The sequence below is a fragment of the Wansuia hejianensis genome, from assembly GCF_014337215.1.
In the GTDB taxonomy this organism is placed as follows: domain Bacteria; phylum Bacillota; class Clostridia; order Lachnospirales; family Lachnospiraceae; genus Scatomonas; species Scatomonas hejianensis.
On record NZ_CP060635.1, the window covers coordinates 2,991,882 to 3,005,358 of the forward strand.

The following is a 13,477-nucleotide window of genomic DNA, read 5'->3' on the forward strand; positions in this document are numbered from 1 at the left end:
GAGGCAGCTTATGAAAGCAAAAGAAAAAAAACATGTTACAGAGCTTTTATTCACAGTTGCCCTGTTCTGCGTTTTTTTAATCTCTGCTGTATTTGTAATCGTTATTGGCGCCAATGTTTACCGGAATACCCAAAAAGCTTCAGATGCCAACTACGGAATGCGGACCTCCCTTTCCTACATCATGGAGAAAATACGCCAGGGTGATGTAAACGGGGGCATCTCCATCGGGGAATTGAACGACGGTACCCCTGCCCTTCTGATTGCTTCTGACTATCAGGACATCTCTTATACGACCTATATCTATTCCAGCGGAGGTGAGATGAAGGAGTTGTTTATCCGGGACGGAAGCTCCGCTGACGCCCGGGACGGCACCAGCCTAATTCAGGACGCCACTCTCTCCTTTGAGGATCTGGGCGGTTCCCTGTTCCGGATAACCGTAACTGACGGCGGAGGGACTGCCTCCTCCGTTCTGGTTCATCCTTCAAGCACCGGGGAAGGAGGGGCTTCATGAAGCGCAGAATCCAACGGAGATCCAATATTTTTCTGATGGAAATTATTATTTCTATCCTGTTTTTTTCAATTGCAAGTGCTGTCTGCATCCAGCTATTCGCTAAGGCCAAACTGCAGAGCGACAACACTGCCGCCCTGAACCAGGCTGTTCTGGCAGCTTCCAGCGCGGCGGAAGCACTGGAGGTGAGCGACGGTACGCCGGAATCACTGATAAGCTGCTTTCCAGGCGGCGAGGCATACGGGCGGACGCTCCGCGTCTATTACGATCAGTCCTGGAATCCCTGCCCATCTTCTTTATCCTCATTTCAGATGGAAGTGCTGCTTTCATCTGACCGGGGAATGATTACCGCCGCTATTACCGTAACCAGCGCAGATGAAGTTATCTACACACTGCAGGCAGAACATTACAAGGGGGATGACTGATGAAAAAGACCAGATACCCGGTGATGAATATGGGAACCGTATCCATACTGACGATTTTCATCGTTCTGTGTATGGTAACATTTGCGACCCTTTCCTTTATCAGCACCAACAAGGACGCAGCCTTTACCCGTCAGATCGCTGACAGGACCACAGCTTACTACGCCGCCTCTAGTGAAGCCAACCGGCAGATTGCCGGAATCACAGAGCAGCTGAAGCTAAAGTGGGAAAATGGAACTTATGCAGAGCTGCCGGAGACTTATACCATATCTGTCCCTGTCGATGAACAAAAGCTGCTCAGAGTTGTCCTCACTCCCTGCAGACCGGATGAGGCCGAAGGAGCTTACTGCCAGATAACTGAATTTAAAGAGATTTCCTCAGAAGACTGGGAGGGCGACGAACATCTTCCGGTTCTCCAGGAGTGAAGACCAGACCAGGAGGAACATTAATATTATGGACACTAAAAATATACTGCAGCATGCGGCAGAGCTTCATGCCTCTGATTTATTTATCATCGCGGGGCGCCCTCTCTCTTACCGGAAGGATGAACAGCTTCTGACAGAGGATGGGCAGCGCCTCCTTCCGGAAGACACTTCACAGATGATTCAGGATATTTATCACCTGGCTGAAGAACGGGACATGGATCGTCTGCATACGACCGGAGATGATGATTTTTCCTTTGCGTTGCCCGGCATCTGCCGTTTCCGGGTGAATGCCTATAAGCAGCGGGGATCCTTGGCCGCCGTAATCAGGATTATTAATTTTTCACTCCCCACGCCGGAAGAAATGCATATTCCTTCCAGCATCATCAGCCTGGGCCAGCTGAACAAAGGGCTTGTTCTGGTCACCGGACCCGCCGGAAGCGGTAAATCCACAACTTTGGCCTGCATCATTGACCATATCAACCACACGGCAGAAAAACACATCATCACGCTGGAAGACCCTCTGGAATACTTTCACCGCCATGACAAGAGCATTGTGAGCCAGCGTGAAATCAACACCGACACAGAAAGCTATGTGGCGGCCCTACGTGCCGCCCTGCGCCAGAGTCCGGACGTCATTCTGCTTGGAGAAATGAGAGACTATGAGACTATGCAGATCGCCATGACTGCCGCGGAAACAGGACATCTGGTATTCTCCACGCTCCACACGATCGGCGCAGCCAACACGATTGACCGGATTATCGACGTTTTTCCTGCCAACCAGCAGCAACAGATCGCCGTACAGCTCTCCATGACGCTGCAAGCCGTTATCTCACAGCAGTTTGTTCCGGATACTGAAGGCCACAGCATGCCCGCCTTTGAATTCCTGACGGTCAATCCTGCTGTCCGGAATATGATCCGGGACAACAAGGTACCGCAGATAGACGGTATGCTATATTCCGCATCTGGAAGCAGCACCATGTATTCCATGGACACCTGTCTGGCCGATTACTATAGGCGCGGCACCATTTCTAAAGATACTGCTCTCATGTACGCGTCGAATCCTGATATGCTGAAAAGGAAGCTTGCTTAATGCGCTATTATATCTCTGACTGTCACTTTTTTCACGAAAGTATGAACACCTCCATGGATTGCAGGGGGTTTAAAGATGTGGATTCTATGAACCAATTGATGGTTCAGCGTTGGAACAGAAAGGTCGGCACTAAAGATGAGGTGGTGGTTCTCGGAGATTTTTCTCTGGGGACCGCAGAGCAGACCAATTTCCTTCTAGAACAGTTAAACGGGCGAAAATACCTGATATTGGGGAACCACGACAGCGTCGTCCGCAGACGCCGGTTCCGCCAGGAGCTTTTTGAATGGATAAAGCCCTATGAAGAGCTTCACGACCAGAAACGTAAGGTCATACTGTCGCACTACCCGCTTCTCTGTTATAACGGGCAATACCGATTTGACAAGGCAGAAAAGCCCTGCACTTACATGCTTTACGGCCATGTCCACGACACCTTCGATCAGCGGCTGATAGAGAAATACCGGGATTCCATCCGCAATGTAACACGGACCGTGCGGGGAGGGGAAGAAATAGTCATCCCTTTTCAGTTGATTAACTGTTTCTGTATGTATTCCGATTACATCCCCCTCACATTGGATGAATGGATCGAAAACGACCGGAGCAGGCAGTTAGCAGAACAAAGGAGGTTATAAAATGATAAAAGAAAAGCACAGGCCTTTCATCCGAAGGCTTTCTCTGCTGGCGGCTGCAGCCTCCATCTGCTTTACCCTGACCGGACAACCCGCATATGCTTCATCTCCGGAGCCTTCCTCCGCCGTCAGCACTTCCGGGCCAGAGTCAGGCTCATCTGTAACAGGACAGTCCGCTAAACCCGTGGAAGAGGGCACAAATTCAGAAGAAGGTAAAACTACTATCACTCCCGTGGCTATCGCTATAGCTGCGCTGATGGCCGGCGGTGCATGGCTCCTGAGACGGACGAAAGGGGATTACAGGGATCAGCGGTGATTCCCCGAACAAAGCAGCAGAAAGAAGATGCCGGAAGTTCTGTAACCACAAAACTTCCGGCATCTTCTTTCTAACGTTCCTGAGCGGATTCGAACCGCTGGCCTTCCGCTTAGGAGAGCGAATAGGTGCTGTCAATTCCGGACAAGAACTATCATTATAAGCCCTTGAAAGTCAAGGCTTTTTTCTACTTCCGAGTCAAATCAAGTCAATCTCTGTACCCCACATAGATGCCTTAGATAAGGTCTGTTTATTAGCAGATTATTTGCATCAGCTAACACTTGGGGGATACCTTCGTGTCACCATCAATATGAAAAATATGGCTACCATCCTTCAAGCATTCGAGAATGATAAACAATATGAAATTGAATTGATTTCTACACATATAATACCGTACTTTAGACTGGTTGTCTACGGTGTTTTGACTACTATTGAAATATTATTTATACTTCAACTATATCAATTTCTTCAAAATCCTTTTTTCATTTATTCTTGAAAAATCACTTAACCGATAAGAGCGAACTCTTGTCTTGACAATAATCGGAATCAGGAATCCATTATTTGAAAGTTTCGCACATCTATTAATAACCGTTTTGTTTGTTACACCAAGTATTTTACTTACTTCAATTGGTGTAAATTCATATAATCGCTTTTTTAACAAGAATGCTAAGAATTCTTTTTCTTTTGCATTCAAATAGGACAGGCTCCCCTCTAACTCATCGTTCCCTGATACTTTCGATAATTCATATACCTTTTTAGAATACAATTCCATCATTTTCAAAAAATAATTAATCCAAATTTCCGGATGAGGAGGATTTTCTCTTCCTGAATAATACAATGCAGGTAATCCCATTTGCAGCGATGCATAATACTCATCTGGATCATAGGCGAAATATTCCTCCAGAGAACCAATTCCATTAAAACCGTATCCATAATAATCAAGAATATATCCTGACATCAGTCTGGCAGTTCTTCCATTTCCGTCTTCAAAAGGATGAATAGTAACCAGTTGATAATGGACTACAGCAGCAATGATCAGCGGATGATCATCTGTGGTATTTACATATTCGACAAGTTCCTCTAATAATACTGGAATATCTATATACTCTGGTGGAATATATTCAGGTACTCCCGTTTCGGAATCATATACTGCAAACAATACACCTGGGGGCATAGGACCTCTTAATCCTATCTTTTCTTTTGAAGCACCTTTTTCAACTATTGCCTGCACTTCAAGAATCATTTCTTTTGAAAAAATTTCTTTCTTTTTCAACTTTTCTTCCAAAAGATTTAAGGCCAGAAAGTAATTACGAACTTCTTGTTCTGGTTTTAAAAAATGTTTGTGAGGATCACTATCAATGGCTTCATTTGCCTGTTTTTCAGTCAACGGATTCCCCTCAATCTTATTAGAAGCATAGGAACTTTTTTTCTTGGAGTTTTTTCTAAGTCTATTTTTTGTAATAGGTGGCATTTCTATCGTACTGAGAGAAAAACGATTTTCATCAATTTCCGAGATTCTTTTTAAAATTTCATTCGTTAACGTGACCTTTATCACAGTATCCACCTCCATTCAATCAATATATATTATATCGTTTTGTGAATTATTTTTCCACTAATATTTCACTATTTTTTCACTATTTTTCATTATTTCATCGTCTTTGCCAACGATGCCAGCAATGCTTTCATTTCCGGATTTGCCAATACTTTTGCAAGAAGCTCTGCATCTACATCTTCTGGTACATCTACTGTCTGAGTTGCTGTTTCATCTCGCATCTTTGGATCCAAATTTTTCTTTTCATAGAAGGCTTCCTCAAATAATTCTGCGTTTCGTCTTCGATCCTCATCAATAATATGGGAATACACATCTGTTACCATATCCACTTGTGAATGCCCGGAATCCCCTTGAACCGCTTTGATATCTCCACCATTTAGTTTTAATTTATATGTCACGCTGCTATGCCTCAAACTGTGAAAGACAACCGGCGGAAGATTATGTTCTTCGATCAGTTTATTTAATTGCCCCCTGATTGCTCCGGTACCAATGGGATTTCCAAAAGTTGTTGCCATCACCAGGTTATAATCTATATATTCCTCGCCTAAGACTTCTTTTACTTCGTCCTGTTCCGCTTTCCATTTAACCAACATATTTGCAACACTCTTTGGAAGAAATACCTTACGGATACTGCTCTCTGTTTTTGGTGTTTTTAAAATCTGAACAGTTTTGTTGGTCTTATGTTGCGAAGGAAATACCAGCAACACATCTTTCCCTTCAAGATTTTTCAGAGTTTCCTTTGTTACCCGTTGTGTTTCTTTATTGATATAAACGTATGCACGATTTTCTTCGATTGCTTCCGGAGAAATATCTACACAGTCCCAGGTCAAACCAAGCAATTCCCCTAATCGTAGGGAACAGGAAAATGACAGATTGATTGCCAGCTTCAACCGTTCGTCTTCACAGACATCCATTGCATACATCAAGGTTTCTGCTGTCCAGATTTCCCGTTTCTGTGATTTATGTTTCGGCACCGTTGCATAAGTACAAGGATTTTTTTCTATCATCTCCCATTTGATTGCCTGCTCAAAACAATTGCGAAGCAGCTTATGAATTTCTCTGACGGTACTCGCAGAAACAAATTCATTTTTCTTATTCCCTTTCACCGGATTTCTGACTGCTTTTGTCTGCAGCAACCCCTGATAATATCTTTCCATAAAACGAGTGTTGATCTCCGAAAGTTTTACAGAGCCAATCATAGGCTCAATATAATTTCTGATCAGCCCTACATTCCCTTCATAAGTGGATAATGCCCATTTTTCTTTTCCATACAAAGAAACGTATTCCGTGAGCAGATCCGACAATGTATTGCACTTTCTCACAACAAGTGCGCCCATTTCCTGTTTATATTCGATTTCTCTTTTTCGCTTCTTTGCTTCTGCTTTTGTATCATATGTTTCCCACTTCTGTCTCCGTTTACCGGAATCATCCTTATAGTTATAGATCACATTAAATTTTCCGTTTCGTTCTCTGATCGATGCCATGCTAATTCCCTTTCCTTTCTTCCAACCAAGCTTCAAATTCATCTCTTTTTACTCTGGATATGTTTCCAATCTTCACTGCTGAAAATTTCCCATCATCCATCCATTTGTAAATCATCCCTCTACTGACCTTTGCAAGAAACGCTGCCTCATCAAATGTCAGATAACTCAGATTTCCATTCTTACTACGATCTCCGGTTTTGGCTAATTTCTTTCGCCTGTAATTTGCCAGACTAAAATTTTGTTCCATTGACAGTTCTTCATAATCGTTGGCCGGATCCAATTTATAATGATCCTGTCCTTCTAAAAATTTCTGAAAGCTCTCTTTTGTAATCCTTTTCTTCTCTGCGATTACAACCGTTTCAAAAAAATGACTGTACTTGGAATTTTTCAAAATCTCATATATCTGACCTCTTGTAATTCCCAAAAGCCTTGCCATTTCCGGCATGGTAATCGTTGTACCCTCCAGCTCCTTGTCCTTTTCCCTGTCTTTCTGTGTGCGATATTTCGATTGCTTCTCATACCATTCCTGAAAAGATTTTTTCGGAATCCTGATCCAGTAATCAACAGTAACTGTTTTTATACCGTCACGTTTAATCAGATCATAAACCGTAGTTCCACTAATTCCCAACATCTTGGCAACTTCTGATATGGAATAAGACCATTTTTTCAGGTTTTTCCCCGGTTCTTCTCCGTTCACTTTATGATACTTCACCTGGTTCGCGTACCATTTTTCAAAGCTCGCAATATTCACTCTCATCTGTCCTGCGATTTCTCTGCATTCAAAATAATTTTTCTGAACCAGCCAGTATCTGCCTGTCTTCTTTAATCCCAAAAGAATTCCCATCTCTGGAACTGTCATCCATGTTTTTTCCTTCGGAGGAAGCCGCTTGTATTTACTGTTTTCCTCTATTTCTGAAAGCACTTCTTCAAACGAAGTTTCTTCTACAACAACTTGATTCATCTGATCGACTCCTTTCTTTTCTGCATCATACATCATTTTCAAATAAAAAATTAGGATGTCGATTGCGACTTTTTCTCTCAACCAACATCCCAGATTTTTTACTCCGGCTGATTATCAAGCCAGTCATCAAAACTCTTTTTTGAAATTCTGTACTTCCCTCCATCCAACTGGATCCATCGGAATTCTTTTTTCTTTAATATTGCATAGACCGTCGGACGGCTTACATCTAAAATTTCCTGAATTTCTTTTACGGTATAACATCTTTTTTCTGACATATAAAAAACCCTCTTTCTTCTTTCATATAGGAAGGAAAAAAATCCTTCTATATAACGAAAGGAAAAAGAGAGTTTTTACAGGGTAGCTAATAAAAAAATTTATAATCCATTTCTATAAATCTCATTTATAACAGCCTGCGCCTGTTCCATTTCTTTTTTCTTTATGATTTCTTCCCGGTCACTTAGGATTGCAATCATTTCATCTATCACATCTTCCAGTCTGGGCTCTGTGTAACGATACAAGTATCCCAACATCCTGGTCGCTGTATAATCTGTATTCAAATTCTTATAGGCTATTTCTGTACAAAGTTCTTTCGGATATCCTCTGCCGAGTAAAACCTTATATAATTCATCTGTTCTTTCGGATCCCATAAGTTATCACTCCTGTAAAATTCTCGCTACTTAAATCAATATGCCTTCCAAATGATCCAGCTCATGCTGACAAATCTGTGCAGTCCAACCTTCAAGTTTCAAATTCTGTTTCTTCCAATTCATATCTAAATATTCAACTTCTATCGTCTGATATCTTGTTGTCTTGCGTACTCCCGGAAGAGATAAGCAACTCTCTTCTGTTTCATAAGGCGCTTCTTTTTTCAGCAATACAGGATTAAACATTACCACATCCACAAATCCCATATTTACAATAATGACACGTTTCTTCACACCGATCATATTCGCCGCCATCCCAACACATCCCTCACGGTTCGCAGCTAACGTATCCATTAAATCTCTTCCTACTTGGAGATCCGCTTTTGTTGCCGGCTCAGATTTTTGTCCCAGGAAAAATATATCTTTCATAATTGGTTTTACCATTTTCTTCATACCTCTATTCTAAAAGTCGCTTTTTTGATTGTTCCTGAATGGTAGTATAGCAGTTTTTTCACTTTTTTTCTATCTCGCCCTGTATTTTGCCCTCTGAGCCTTTCGTTATATGAGAGGGTTAATCTTTCAAGAGCAAGATCCACCCAGTAATACGGTATCGCCATTTTGGCTTTCCGATTACTCTGAGTTTTATCTTGATGTGGATTACGCTCCCCATACCCTCGTTACTGACATTCACAAAATGTCAGATTGGCTTCCACATAAAATGTGTGCGCAGCACCAGAAGTATCAGAAGGGACAGCTGATATTTCTAGTGGAGTGCCATAAAGTTGGAAGCACTCAATTAAGGGAGGAGGAACATGGCACCAAAGAAAAAAAGAAATGAAATGAAACACTCTAATATCATTTGTTTAAGATTAAGTGACATTGAATTAGAGTTAGTCAATCATGCCGCTTCTCAGGCGAAATTATCCCGTTCTGATTATCTGAGAAACCTGATTTTAGATCACAAAATGGCTATACACTATGAAGTTGTCATTGATAGCCAAACAATAAAAATGCTCTTAGCAGAGTATGGAAAAATCGGCTCTAATCTTAATCAGATCGCAAAATATTTCAATACAGGAGGAGCGTACTCTAAATCTGTAACAAACGAAATCCAGCAATGTCTTTACGACCTCTATAGGTTAAAAAAGGACCTGCTAAAAATGATAGGTGATTATCGTGGCAATAGTGAAACATATTAAAAGTCGGAATGCAAACTATTCAGATGCTCTGAATTATCTCATCTTCCAGCATGATGAATCAACCGGAAAAATGATTCTCGATGAATTTAATCGGCCACTGCGAAGAGATGAATTATATGTGGATGGTCTCAACTGTAATCCCGATACTTTTGATGTTGAATGCTATGAATGTAATGAACATTTTAAAAAGAACCGAAGCAGATCTGAAATCAAAAGTCATCACTATATCATCAGTTTTGATCCAGATGACAAATCAGAATGTGGGCTGACCGGAGAAAAAGCACAGGCTCTATCTTTAGAACTTGCAAAGAAAATTTTTCCCGGATATCAGGCTCTTATTGTGACACATACCGATGGTCACAATGGTTCCGGCAATATCCATACGCACATTGTAATCAACAGCGTCCGTAAGGAAGCTGTCAGAAGGCAGAGTTACATGGATAAGCCCCATGAAGAAATTGCCGGATACAAACACCGATCCACAAATAAATTCCTGAATTATTTCAAAAAGGAAATTATGGATATGTGCATCCAGGAGGGACTTCATCAGATTGATCTTCTCTCTCCGGCTGAAACAAAAATCACACAGGCTGAATATATGGCTCAAAAATCCGGGCAGAAAAAATTAGAAGAGACAAACAAAAAAATCATTGCAGATGGGTTGAAACCAACTGCCACAATGTTTCAGACACAGAAGCAGGAACTTAGGAATGCCATCAAAGAATGCAGCTCGCATTCTAAAAGCTTTCAGGAATTCCAATCTCTGCTTTTTGAAAAATATCAGATTTCCGTCATTGAAGAAAGAGGAAGATATCGGTATCTCCATCCGGATCGGGACAAACGGATTACAGAGAAGGCTTTGGGAACTCAATACGGCAAAGAACATTTGGAACAGCTCTTCTTACGAAAAGATCCGATAACCATTCTTTATGTCAGATCGCATTTACGGTTGGTGATGGATCTTCAGAAAAATGTGAAAGCAATGCAAAGTCCCGGATATGCTCATCGGGTAAAAATATCCAATCTTCAGGAAATGGCAAATACCATTATCTACGTGCAAGAACATGGATACAATACCCAAACCGAATTAAAAGATGCCTTTTCCAAATCTCAAAAACAGTTAGATCAGGCAACAGATCGGCTTATGGAAATGAATACAGATTTGAAAAGCATCAACCGTCAGATTCATTACACCGGACAATATTTTGCACAGAAAGCAATCTATACCGAATTTTTAAAAGCAAAAAACAAAGGCAGATTCCGAAAGGAACACACCGCTGAAATTCAGGCATATGAAGAAGCACGTGACTGGCTGAAATCTTTTTATCCAGATGGCAAGATGCTTTCCATCAAGACATTGAAGGAGCAAAAAACCAGCTTACAGAATCAGATCGATCAGCAAAAATCATCCATCCGATCTCTAAAGGATCTGACACAAGATTTAAGAACCGTAGACAAGAATGTGGAAGCTATTCTCCACAACCAGGTTCCAAAAAAACAAAAGATACAGGAACCAGAATTATAAATCATTTTACGAAGGAGGAATTACAATATGACACAAAATGAATTTAATGTTGTCCTTGAACAACAATATCGAAAATGTGCCGATGTGCTGGCACATAAGAAGAAAGAATACACAGGAGACCGCATTGACCGCCTGAGTGCATTTAAAATCGCTGCCTCATTACAGGGATGCACACCTAAGGCTGCTCTGGCTGGAATGATGTCGAAGCATGTCGTATCTCTCTATGACATGTGTTACTCTTCTCTGCTCCAGTTTGACTTAGAACAATGGGATGAGAAGATCACAGACTGCATCAACTATCTCATTCTGCTGAAAGCATTGATTAAGGAGGAACAAGCCTATGGATCACATTGAGACAAAGATTTTAAATAGTTATACCATTCAGGAAGCAGCTCAGAACATGGTATTCGCAGCAAGGCTTGTAGCAAATAATTGATTGAACGATAAGGAGATAAGATACGATGAGAACAATATTTGCAGAATATAATCCCGGACGAAACAGCATTGATGTTTATACCAGTGCAGACTATATGCTTCGCATTGACTGCTGGGAAGCAGAAAAGAATTTGAGAACCACACCCGGATCAGATTGTGCATTAAACACACTTGCCATTGATGAACCACTAGAATATGCGAGACTGTATCTTGATGGGAATTTACAGATGTGGGTAGATGCAGAAGATTCCTTGACATTATAGTAATGTTCAAAAAAAGCTCTCTGTGCAATGCACAGGAGCTTTTTATATGTAGACCTCTATTTATTTGTGCTGTCTGCATCAATTACAGACTGAATCTGCTTCATAAGGGCATCATAGTTGTCCTTGTTATCAATTCCGCCGAGCATTGGTTCGCCTACAATATTGCCATTTCTGTCAACAAGTATAGTTGTTGGAAAGGCCATGATTTCTGAGGCATATTTACCGGCAGCACTAGAGGAGTCAATTGACAGATTACGATATTTGACACCCTGGCTTTCAAGAACAGGGGTAGCCTCTTTGATAGCTGTTTTATTGCCATCGAAGGTCTCAGTGTTGATGCCAACAACTTCTCCGCCCATTGATTTGATAGCATCATTTAATTCGTTAAGCTTGGATAATTCAGCGACACATGGTTTGCAGCCGGTAAACCAGAAATTGACGACTGTTACTGCATTACCGGAAAACAGGCTGTCATCAACCTTATTGCCATCAAAATCCTCACCGGAAAAATCACTGAATACAGATGAGGCATTAGAGCTGTCCTTCTTGTTATCGTCTGATGATGTATTTTTGTTTTCAAGCTCTGCTATCTGTTCCTCGATTTTTCGTATGGTTTCAATATCCTCATTAAGTGTTTTAAGCTCATCGTCTGTGAATGAATTCTTGTTTGATTCTACGGTACCGGCAAGATAATCAGCATAATTTCCGTTTGGATCGGCGTCACTTTTGTTCATCATGCCAAATGCCTTGTTCCACACATCAGCGTGATCTGCAAAAAGCTGATTTTCCTGCTGATATAAATCATCAAGCCTGGAATCTGATTTGCCGGATGCTTCTGAGCCGGCTTCAGTCTGAGTGTTCTTAGAATCTGTTGTGGAAGCTTGCTTTACGCCACATGCTGTAAGTGATAATGCTATGCAGAGTGTAAAAATAGAAATAAATGATAATTTGTTTTTCATGAGTAATTTCTCCTTTAAAATAATAGTAAAATGTTTAATAGCTATCTGTTGTCATTTTTTTGACATGATTTTCCCATAAACCGGTAGCAGATGGCGTCCTTCGGACAGGCCTTTATGCAGGCACCGCAGCGTATGCACTCGGGGTGATCCGGTGTCTTACACACATCCACATCCATCTTACATGCCTTTGAGCATTGACCGCATCCGACACATTTGCTGCTATCAACGGTGATTTTGAGCAGGCTGACCTTATTAAATAATGAGTAGATTGCTCCAAGCGGACAAATCCATTTACAGAAGGGCCTGTAAAATAAGATACTTAGTACAATCACTGCAATTAAAATCATACACTTGAAAGAAAAAAGCTTTCCCAGCGCAGAACGGATAGCAGCATTTCCAATAGATAACGGTATAGCACCCTCTAAAACACCCTGAGGACAGATATATTTGCAGAAGAACGGGTCTCCCATTCCTATAGAGTTCGTTACAAGCATCGGAAGAAGTATAACGAAAACAATAAGAATGACATATTTTAGGTACCTAAGAGGCTTTAGTTTGGCTGTGGATAATTTCTTTCCGGGGATTTTATGAAGTAAATCCTGAAACCATCCAAATGGGCACAAAAAACCACATATAAATCTGCCGAGAGTTACACCGAGTAAAATAAAAAATCCGGTTATGTAGTATGAAAACTTAAATTTTGATGATCCGACAACTGCCTGAAATGCCCCTATTGGACAGGCTCCTGTCGCGGCAGGGCAGGAGTAGCAGTTTAATCCGGGTACGCATACTGTTTTTGCATTGCCCTGATATATTTTACCCTTAAATAAATTTGGAATATGAATATTGGTCAGCAGCGTTGCTGCGGCCTGTATCCAGCCACGTATTTTTGCCAGTTTTCTTGATAGTAATTTCTTTTCCTTATCCAATTCCGACACACTCCAAACATAGTTTTATTGCTTTACCAAGCACTGTAGCCGCCTCACCTCTGACTGCACCATAGCTTATCATGGATACACCAAGGATAAGCAGAATGATTTGACATGTTTTTTGGTATTTCAACATAATGTT

Annotated in this window: 19 protein-coding genes and 1 pseudogene; 11 read left to right on the forward strand and 9 right to left on the reverse strand. The window is 41.4% G+C overall.

What is annotated here, in order from left to right; genetic code table 11:
- The first annotated feature begins 10 nt into the window (after positions 1 to 10).
- From H9Q79_RS13705 to H9Q79_RS13730, 6 genes are read left to right on the forward strand one after another with little or no spacing between them, the layout of a single operon-like run.
- Positions 11 to 511 carry a DUF4860 domain-containing protein gene (locus H9Q79_RS13705; RefSeq protein WP_118644298.1) on the forward strand — a complete coding sequence of 167 codons (501 nt, stop codon included), beginning with the start codon at positions 11 to 13 and terminating at the stop codon, positions 509 to 511.
- Positions 508 to 933, forward strand: coding sequence for a hypothetical protein (locus H9Q79_RS13710; protein WP_118644296.1), 426 nt, complete (start codon positions 508 to 510; stop codon positions 931 to 933). The genes H9Q79_RS13705 and H9Q79_RS13710 overlap by 4 nt, the downstream gene beginning before the upstream one ends.
- Positions 933 to 1,355 (forward strand): hypothetical protein, encoded by a 423-nt coding sequence (locus H9Q79_RS13715; protein ID WP_118644294.1) that lies wholly within the window; start codon positions 933 to 935, stop codon positions 1,353 to 1,355. The genes H9Q79_RS13710 and H9Q79_RS13715 overlap by 1 nt, the downstream gene beginning before the upstream one ends.
- A 28-nt stretch (positions 1,356 to 1,383) precedes the next feature.
- Positions 1,384 to 2,445: a type IV pilus twitching motility protein PilT gene (locus H9Q79_RS13720; protein ID WP_118644292.1), complete on the forward strand. Its 1,062-nt coding sequence runs from the start codon at positions 1,384 to 1,386 to the stop codon at positions 2,443 to 2,445.
- On the forward strand, positions 2,445 to 3,074 hold the full coding sequence (locus H9Q79_RS13725; protein WP_118644290.1) for a metallophosphoesterase: 630 nt from the start codon (positions 2,445 to 2,447) through the stop codon (positions 3,072 to 3,074). The genes H9Q79_RS13720 and H9Q79_RS13725 overlap by 1 nt, the downstream gene beginning before the upstream one ends.
- A gap of 1 nt (position 3,075) precedes the next feature.
- Positions 3,076 to 3,387, forward strand: a complete 312-nt coding sequence (locus tag H9Q79_RS13730) for a hypothetical protein (RefSeq protein ID WP_249328531.1) — start codon at positions 3,076 to 3,078, stop codon at positions 3,385 to 3,387.
- 451 nt (positions 3,388 to 3,838) lie between these two features.
- Here H9Q79_RS13730 and H9Q79_RS13735 read toward each other — a convergent pair whose 3' ends face one another.
- The 6 genes from H9Q79_RS13735 to H9Q79_RS13760 form a co-directional block, all read right to left on the reverse strand.
- On the reverse strand, positions 3,839 to 4,939 hold the full coding sequence (locus tag H9Q79_RS13735) for a Fic family protein (RefSeq protein ID WP_118644286.1): 1,101 nt from the start codon (positions 4,937 to 4,939) through the stop codon (positions 3,839 to 3,841).
- Between the two features lie 89 nt (positions 4,940 to 5,028).
- A complete protein-coding gene (locus tag H9Q79_RS13740; RefSeq protein WP_249328532.1) occupies positions 5,029 to 6,420 on the reverse strand; it encodes a site-specific integrase in 1,392 nt (463 codons plus the stop codon).
- A gap of 1 nt (position 6,421) precedes the next feature.
- On the reverse strand, positions 6,422 to 7,381 hold the full coding sequence (locus tag H9Q79_RS13745) for a helix-turn-helix domain-containing protein (RefSeq protein WP_118644398.1): 960 nt from the start codon (positions 7,379 to 7,381) through the stop codon (positions 6,422 to 6,424).
- Positions 7,382 to 7,479: 98 nt separating this feature from the next.
- Positions 7,480 to 7,656, reverse strand: a complete 177-nt coding sequence (locus H9Q79_RS13750; RefSeq protein ID WP_118644282.1) for a helix-turn-helix domain-containing protein — start codon at positions 7,654 to 7,656, stop codon at positions 7,480 to 7,482.
- Between the two features lie 99 nt (positions 7,657 to 7,755).
- Positions 7,756 to 8,028 carry a hypothetical protein gene (locus tag H9Q79_RS13755; RefSeq protein WP_118644280.1) on the reverse strand — a complete coding sequence of 91 codons (273 nt, stop codon included), beginning with the start codon at positions 8,026 to 8,028 and terminating at the stop codon, positions 7,756 to 7,758.
- A gap of 30 nt (positions 8,029 to 8,058) precedes the next feature.
- Positions 8,059 to 8,469 carry a peptide deformylase gene (locus tag H9Q79_RS13760; protein WP_118644396.1) on the reverse strand — a complete coding sequence of 137 codons (411 nt, stop codon included), beginning with the start codon at positions 8,467 to 8,469 and terminating at the stop codon, positions 8,059 to 8,061.
- Positions 8,470 to 8,837: 368 nt separating this feature from the next.
- Here H9Q79_RS13760 and H9Q79_RS13765 point away from each other — a divergent pair, with 368 nt between their 5' ends.
- From H9Q79_RS13765 to H9Q79_RS13780, 5 genes and pseudogenes are all read left to right on the forward strand, one after another.
- Entirely contained in the window at positions 8,838 to 9,224 is a 387-nt protein-coding gene (locus H9Q79_RS13765; RefSeq protein ID WP_033143206.1) for a plasmid mobilization protein, read from the forward strand.
- The gene (locus tag H9Q79_RS13770; RefSeq protein ID WP_118644276.1) at positions 9,202 to 10,749 is read left to right on the forward strand and encodes a relaxase/mobilization nuclease domain-containing protein; all 1,548 of its coding nucleotides are present in this window, start codon (positions 9,202 to 9,204) and stop codon (positions 10,747 to 10,749) included. The genes H9Q79_RS13765 and H9Q79_RS13770 overlap by 23 nt, the downstream gene beginning before the upstream one ends.
- Before the next feature lie 27 nt (positions 10,750 to 10,776).
- The gene (locus tag H9Q79_RS13775) at positions 10,777 to 11,103 is read left to right on the forward strand and encodes a hypothetical protein (RefSeq protein ID WP_004606466.1); all 327 of its coding nucleotides are present in this window, start codon (positions 10,777 to 10,779) and stop codon (positions 11,101 to 11,103) included.
- Positions 11,090 to 11,170, forward strand: a pseudogene (locus H9Q79_RS18535) (FAD-dependent thymidylate synthase); the annotation flags it as partial. The gene H9Q79_RS13775 and the pseudogene H9Q79_RS18535, both read left to right, overlap by 14 nt.
- 40 nt (positions 11,171 to 11,210) lie before the next feature.
- Complete coding sequence (locus H9Q79_RS13780) at positions 11,211 to 11,447, forward strand: DUF6061 family protein (RefSeq protein WP_074731292.1); 237 nt, start codon at positions 11,211 to 11,213, stop codon at positions 11,445 to 11,447.
- A gap of 56 nt (positions 11,448 to 11,503) precedes the next feature.
- Here the strand turns inward: H9Q79_RS13780 and H9Q79_RS13785 are convergent, their stop codons facing one another.
- Genes H9Q79_RS13785 through H9Q79_RS13795 form a run of 3 tightly spaced genes read right to left on the reverse strand, consistent with a single transcriptional unit; the run spans position 11,504 to position 13,471 of the window.
- Complete coding sequence (locus tag H9Q79_RS13785) at positions 11,504 to 12,406, reverse strand: TlpA disulfide reductase family protein (RefSeq protein WP_249328533.1); 903 nt, start codon at positions 12,404 to 12,406, stop codon at positions 11,504 to 11,506.
- A 41-nt stretch (positions 12,407 to 12,447) separates the two neighbouring features.
- Entirely contained in the window at positions 12,448 to 13,335 is an 888-nt protein-coding gene (locus H9Q79_RS13790) for a 4Fe-4S binding protein (RefSeq protein ID WP_009263529.1), read from the reverse strand.
- Positions 13,328 to 13,471: a CD1871A family CXXC motif-containing protein gene (locus H9Q79_RS13795; RefSeq protein ID WP_009263530.1), complete on the reverse strand. Its 144-nt coding sequence runs from the start codon at positions 13,469 to 13,471 to the stop codon at positions 13,328 to 13,330. The genes H9Q79_RS13790 and H9Q79_RS13795 overlap by 8 nt, the downstream gene beginning before the upstream one ends.
- Positions 13,472 to 13,477: the final 6 nt, after the last annotated feature.

What these genes read in the sequence shown, in the direction of transcription:
- H9Q79_RS13705 (WP_118644298.1), top strand. Translation starts at nt 11, where the DNA reads ATGAAAGCAAAAGAAAAAAAACATGTTACAGAGCTTTTATTCACAGTT.
- H9Q79_RS13710 (WP_118644296.1), top strand. Translation starts at nt 508, where the DNA reads ATGAAGCGCAGAATCCAACGGAGATCCAATATTTTTCTGATGGAAATT.
- H9Q79_RS13715 (WP_118644294.1), top strand. Translation starts at nt 933, where the DNA reads ATGAAAAAGACCAGATACCCGGTGATGAATATGGGAACCGTATCCATA.
- H9Q79_RS13720 (WP_118644292.1), top strand. Translation starts at nt 1,384, where the DNA reads ATGGACACTAAAAATATACTGCAGCATGCGGCAGAGCTTCATGCCTCT.
- H9Q79_RS13725 (WP_118644290.1), top strand. Translation starts at nt 2,445, where the DNA reads ATGCGCTATTATATCTCTGACTGTCACTTTTTTCACGAAAGTATGAAC.
- H9Q79_RS13730 (WP_249328531.1), top strand. Translation starts at nt 3,076, where the DNA reads ATGATAAAAGAAAAGCACAGGCCTTTCATCCGAAGGCTTTCTCTGCTG.
- H9Q79_RS13740 (WP_249328532.1), bottom strand. Translation starts at nt 6,420, where the DNA reads ATGGCATCGATCAGAGAACGAAACGGAAAATTTAATGTGATCTATAAC.
- H9Q79_RS13745 (WP_118644398.1), bottom strand. Translation starts at nt 7,381, where the DNA reads ATGAATCAAGTTGTTGTAGAAGAAACTTCGTTTGAAGAAGTGCTTTCA.
- H9Q79_RS13750 (WP_118644282.1), bottom strand. Translation starts at nt 7,656, where the DNA reads ATGTCAGAAAAAAGATGTTATACCGTAAAAGAAATTCAGGAAATTTTA.
- H9Q79_RS13755 (WP_118644280.1), bottom strand. Translation starts at nt 8,028, where the DNA reads ATGGGATCCGAAAGAACAGATGAATTATATAAGGTTTTACTCGGCAGA.
- H9Q79_RS13760 (WP_118644396.1), bottom strand. Translation starts at nt 8,469, where the DNA reads ATGGTAAAACCAATTATGAAAGATATATTTTTCCTGGGACAAAAATCT.
- H9Q79_RS13765 (WP_033143206.1), top strand. Translation starts at nt 8,838, where the DNA reads ATGGCACCAAAGAAAAAAAGAAATGAAATGAAACACTCTAATATCATT.
- H9Q79_RS13775 (WP_004606466.1), top strand. Translation starts at nt 10,777, where the DNA reads ATGACACAAAATGAATTTAATGTTGTCCTTGAACAACAATATCGAAAA.
- H9Q79_RS13780 (WP_074731292.1), top strand. Translation starts at nt 11,211, where the DNA reads ATGAGAACAATATTTGCAGAATATAATCCCGGACGAAACAGCATTGAT.
- H9Q79_RS13785 (WP_249328533.1), bottom strand. Translation starts at nt 12,406, where the DNA reads ATGAAAAACAAATTATCATTTATTTCTATTTTTACACTCTGCATAGCA.
- H9Q79_RS13795 (WP_009263530.1), bottom strand. Translation starts at nt 13,471, where the DNA reads ATGTTGAAATACCAAAAAACATGTCAAATCATTCTGCTTATCCTTGGT.